Genomic DNA, 5,173 nt, shown 5'->3' on the forward strand with positions numbered 1-5,173 from the left:
TTGGAGCTACTTCCACATTGACGCAGATAATGAGGTTTCAGGCGCGGCGAACGGCCGAAAGGTCCCGCATAGCAGCCTGTCGACTGTCACCTTGGACCGTCCGCTGTGCGGGACCTTCCGGCCCTTCGCTGCACGTGCAGGATTGTAGGCATGTTCCAAGCGCTGCGGCCGTGGAGGGCGAAAAAGCAGACCGTCGCATTGCAGCAGTGGAAGATACCACTCACACGAAAAGCGGACATCCCGCTGTGGTCACCCAGAAGGTTTGTCGACCCAGGAAAGACTATGTCTCTGACACCGTGTTCAGCAACCGAGCAAATGCCCTGTTGTCAAACTCACGCACGGTAGCCTAGCGCGTGATGTCGAGTTCATCATGGATATATCCGTATGCGAGAGATGTAGAAATAAGCCGCTCCACAACAAATTTTGTTAGCTACACTTAACAGAAAGTTAAATTTTCTTAACATATTCCATGGAGGCTTTTTGATATTTGTCTCTCAGACACGACAATGTCTTGGGAGGACATCATGAACTCGGAAAGCCGCTCCGCGGCGCTCTCCAATGTTTCATTGGCAATGCGCGCGTGGAACATTCGCCGCCGGGCCCTTTTGATGGGCGAGGTGCAGGGGCAGGGGTATATCGGACAGGCGCTTGGGATTGCGGATGTGCTTGCAGCCTCTTATTTCCACGCGCTGGAATATCGCTCCGAAGATCCAGAATGGGAAGGGCGCGACCGCTTCCTGCTGTCGATCGGTCATTATGCCATCGCCCTTTATTCCGTGCTGATGGAAGCGGGCATCTTGCCCGAAGATGAACTGGAAACCTACGGCATGGATGACAGCCGGATGCCCATGTCGGGCATGGCGTCCTATACCCCGGGGATGGAGATCACGGGCGGTTCGCTCGGACATGGCTTGGGTATTGCCGTGGGCATGGCGATGGGGCTGAAGCGCAAGAACAACTCCGCTTTCGTCTTCAACCTGATGTCGGATGGCGAATTGGGCGAAGGGTCGACCTGGGAAGCCGTGATGTCCGGTGTCCAGCACAAGCTCGACAACCTGATCTGTCTGGTCGACTTCAACGACCAGCAGGCGGATGGCAAGTCCACGGCCGCGCTTGCACAAGGCGACGAACTGGCGAAGTGGCAGGCTTTCGGCTGGCATGCGCAGCGCGTGAATGGCAACGACCTGCCTGCAGTCGTCGCCGCGTTGGACGAGGCACGCGAGACTGATCACGCCGGCCCGCGGGTCATCATCTTCGACACACGGATGTGCAAGGGCGTGGACTTTCTAGAAGAGCGCGAGATCACGCATTTCGTTCGTGTGGAAGCCGACGAATGGACCAAGGCGCTGGCCGTTCTGGAAGAAGGAAAACCGCAATGACCCTCGCCTCGATGAAGCGCAAATACGAGCCGCGCCAGGTCCCCGAAGAGAAGGTGGCGACCACGGCCATGATCGCCTCGCTGGCCGCTGAGGGCTATGACACGGTTGCCGCGCCCTTTGGCAATGCCCTGGTCGAAGCGGCCAAGAAGGACGACAAGATTGTCGGCCTGTCCGCCGACCTGGCAAAATACACCGACCTGCACATCTTTGCACAGGCGATGCCGGACCGGTTCTACCAGATGGGCATGGCCTAACAGTTGCTGATGTCGGCGGCGGCAGGCCTAGCCCGCGAAGGCTTCAACCCTTTCGCCACCACCTATGCCGTCTTTGCCTCGCGTCGGGCTTATGACTTCATCGCCATGGCAATCGCGGAAGAAAATCTGCCCGTCAAGATCTGCTGCGCCCTGCCGGGCCTGACGACCGGCTATGGCCCCAGCCACCAAGCCACCGAAGATCTGGCGATCTTCCGGGGTCTGCCGAACATGACGATCATCGATCCCTGCGATGCCGACGACATCATCGGCATGGTGCCGCAGATCGCAGCGCATGACGGCCCGGTCTACACCCGCCTGCCGCGGGGCAAGGTCCCCTCGGTGCTGACACGCCACAAGCCCGACTACCAGTTCCAGCTGGGCAAGGCGCAGGTGATCCGCGAAGGTGCGGATGTGCTGATCATCTCGACCGGCTTCATGACGATGCGCGCACTGGATGCAGCCGAACGTCTGGCCGCCGACAACGTCGACGCCGCCGTGCTGCACGTGCCGACGATCAAGCCATTCGACACCCAGACGATCCTTGCCGAGGCCCGCAAGGGCAGCCGCCTTGTGGTGACGGCTGAGAACCACACCGTCGTCGGCGGGCTGGGCGAAGCCGTGGCAACGACGCTGCTGACCAACGGGGTCACGCCCACGTTCCGAATGATCGGGCTCCCGGACGAGTTCCTCGAGGCCGGCGCCCTGCCGACGCTGCACGAGATGTACGGGCTGACCGTCGACAAGGTGGTCGAGCGCATCAAGGGCTGGCTCTGACAGCCGCCCGTTTCACGTTTTTGCAAGGGAGGAAAAAGGCCATGAGTCTTTTGAAGGATAGATATGTCATCGTGACCGGCGCTGCATCCGCGCGCGGCTTGGGTAAGGCCACGGCCCAGATGTTTGCCGAACATGGCGCCACCGTGGCCATTCTTGATCTGGATGCCGGCGCGGCCGAGGCCGCAGCAGCGGACTTGGGCGCGGATCATGTGGGCCTTGCCTGCAACGTCACCGACAAGGCAGCCTGCGAGGCAGCGGCCAGGACGCTGCTTGAACGCTGGGGGCGGATCGACGTCCTGGTGAACAACGCGGGCATCACGCAGCCGCTCAAGGTCATGGACATCGAGGCGCAGAACTATGACGCGGTGCTTGACGTCAACCTGCGCGGCACCCTCTACATGAGCCAAGCGGTCATTCCGGCCATGCGCGCCCAGAAGTCGGGCAGCATCGTCAATCTCAGCTCGGTCTCGGCGCAGCGCGGTGGCGGCATCTTCGGCGGCCCGCACTATTCGGCCGCCAAGGCGGGCGTCCTGGGCCTGACCAAGGCCATGGCGCGCGAGCTTGCCCCCGACAACATCCGCGTCAACGCGATCTGCCCCGGCTTTATCGCAACCGACATCACCGCCGGCAAGCTGACCCTGGAGATGAACGAGCAGATCCTGGCCGGCATCCCCATGGGCCGTGCCGGCGCGGCCTCCGACGTCGCGGGCTGTGCACTGTTTCTGGCCTCCGACCTGTCGGCCTATTGCACCGGCACGGAAGTCGACGTGAACGGCGGATCGTTGATCCACTGAACCCTTGCCCGCCGCGAGGAGGCGGCGGGCACCATGATCATCTTTGGGAGGAACCCTCATGAAACGGACTCTTACTGCCGCCCTGCTGTCCAGTGCCGCCCTGTCGGGCATGGCGCATGCCGAAACGATCATTCTGGCTCACGCGCAACCGCCCGGCAACCCGCGCTCGCTGGCCGCCGACCTCTTTGCCGAAAAGCTGTCGGAATGCACCAATGGCGGCATCACCGTTAGTGTGGCAGGATCGTCAACAATGGGCGACGATGTCGAGGCACTGACCTCCGCTTCCGCCAACATCATCCAGATCGCGGCCAATAGCCAAGGGGCGACGGCGCAGATCATCCCCGAGCTCAACGTGATCGGGCTGCCCTTCCTGTTTGAGGATGCGCCGACCGCATGGGCGGCCATCGACGGCGAGATCAAGGACATCATCGACGAACGCGCGCAGGCGGCAGGGCTGAAACTGCTGGGGCTTTGGGACAACGGCATCCGCCATGTCAGCCATCTGTCGAAGTCCATCACCACCCCTGCCGATCTTCAGGGCGTCAAGATCCGCACGCCCCCGGACGAGATGACCATCTCGATCTTCAACGCGCTGCAGGCCAACCCCGCGCCGCTTACCTTTTCGGAGCTGCCGACGGCGCTGCAGTCGGGCGTCTTCGAGGCGCAGGAAAATCCACTGACGAATATCTATTCGTCGAAGATCCACGAGATCACGCCATACATCTCGTTGACGGGCCACAAGTACGAGACATCGCCTTTGCTGGCGAGCCTTGCCTGGTGGTCGTCGCTGTCGCCGGAGGATCAGACCTGCGTCCAGCAGTCCGCGGACGAGGCAACCGCTTTCCAGCGCGAGACTGCACAAACGCTGGAAGCCGAGGTGCGCCAGAAGCTGGAGGATGAGGGCGCAACCATCACCGAACTTGCGGACCGGCAGGCTTTCGTGGACGCCACGGAGAGTGTTTATGAAGACTGGCGCAGCCGCTATCCAGAGCTGGTCGACAAGCTTGTCGCGGAGGCCGGAAAGTGACCCGCGCCGCAATTGATGATACGGATCAGGAGGGAGGGCGCCCCGCGCCCTCCGTTCTGCGGGGCATCGTCGCCGCCGCCGAAATGTCAGGCAAGCTGGTCTGCGTGGTCACCCTGATCGTGCTGTTTGTCGGCCTGATGGCAAACGTGATCCTGCGCTATGCGTCCGGCCGCGGCCTGGAGTGGGCTTATGACATCCACGCCATCCTGCTTCCATGGATGATCGGTGGCGGTGTCGTGCTGGCCACCGTGCACAGCCGCAATATTGCGATCACCATCCTTCCCGATCTTCTTCCCCTTGGCGGCAAGCGGGTTCTGTTCATCGTCGTTTCAGCACTGACGCTGCTGATTTCGGTCTTCGTGGTCTGGTCGGCCTTTCCGATCATCCGTGCCGCGCAGTACCAGCGCATCCCCTCTTTGGGCGGGATCAGCCAACTCTGGGGCTATGCCAGCCTGATCTACGGTTTTGGCGGCATCGCGCTGATCTGCCTGTGCGACATCGTCGCCGCGCTGATGGGACGGACGTTGCGCCAGGTCGAAGTCGCCTCGAGCCTCAGCTGAAGGAGAAGCACCCATGACCTCGATCCTTGTTGTCGCCTTCTTTGTGCTGATGGCGCTGTCGGTGCCCGTAGCGCATGCCATGCTGGGGGGAACGGCACTGGCGCTGCTGCTTGACGGCAAGCCGTTGGCGGTGATTGCGCAGCGCCTTTATGCGCCGACCCAGGCCTTCCCGATGCTGGCGATCCCCTATTTCATCCTCGCGGGATCCCTCATGATGCACGGGAAGTTCGGCGAATACCTCGTCAACATCGCGCGCCTGCTCGTCGGCCGCTTCCGCGGCGGTCTGGGCCAGGTCAGCATCCTCGGCTCGGTGATGTTCGGCGGCGTCTCGGGTTCGGCCGTGGCGGACGCCTCGGCCATGGGCAACGCGCTGATCCCGGTGCAG

Annotated in this window: 5 protein-coding genes and 1 pseudogene; all 6 read left to right on the plus strand. The window is 62.1% G+C overall.

Annotation, left to right across the window (positions count from 1 at the left end):
- Positions 1–524 precede the first annotated feature (524 nt).
- Positions 525–1,379: a transketolase gene (locus ACLHHB_RS11785; protein WP_410218475.1), complete on the plus strand. Its 855-nt coding sequence runs from the start codon at positions 525–527 to the stop codon at positions 1,377–1,379.
- Positions 1,376–2,407: pseudogene (locus ACLHHB_RS11790) on the plus strand (transketolase family protein). Before ACLHHB_RS11785 ends, ACLHHB_RS11790 begins: the two are co-directional and overlap by 4 nt.
- Positions 2,408–2,448: 41 nt before the next feature.
- Positions 2,449–3,201, plus strand: a complete 753-nt coding sequence (locus ACLHHB_RS11795; protein ID WP_410218476.1) for an SDR family NAD(P)-dependent oxidoreductase — start codon at positions 2,449–2,451, stop codon at positions 3,199–3,201.
- A 58-nt stretch (positions 3,202–3,259) separates the two neighbouring features.
- On the plus strand, positions 3,260–4,228 hold the full coding sequence (locus tag ACLHHB_RS11800; RefSeq protein WP_410218477.1) for a TRAP transporter substrate-binding protein: 969 nt from the start codon (positions 3,260–3,262) through the stop codon (positions 4,226–4,228).
- Positions 4,225–4,788 (plus strand): TRAP transporter small permease, encoded by a 564-nt coding sequence (locus ACLHHB_RS11805; RefSeq protein ID WP_410218478.1) that lies wholly within the window; start codon positions 4,225–4,227, stop codon positions 4,786–4,788. The genes ACLHHB_RS11800 and ACLHHB_RS11805 overlap by 4 nt, the downstream gene beginning before the upstream one ends.
- 13 nt (positions 4,789–4,801) lie before the next feature.
- Positions 4,802–5,173, plus strand: a 372-nt coding sequence (locus ACLHHB_RS11810; RefSeq protein ID WP_410218479.1) for a TRAP transporter large permease subunit, incomplete at its 3' end; no start/stop codon positions are given.

The organism is Paracoccus sp. (in: a-proteobacteria) (assembly GCF_046462195.1).
Classification (GTDB): Bacteria; Pseudomonadota; Alphaproteobacteria; order Rhodobacterales; family Rhodobacteraceae; genus Paracoccus.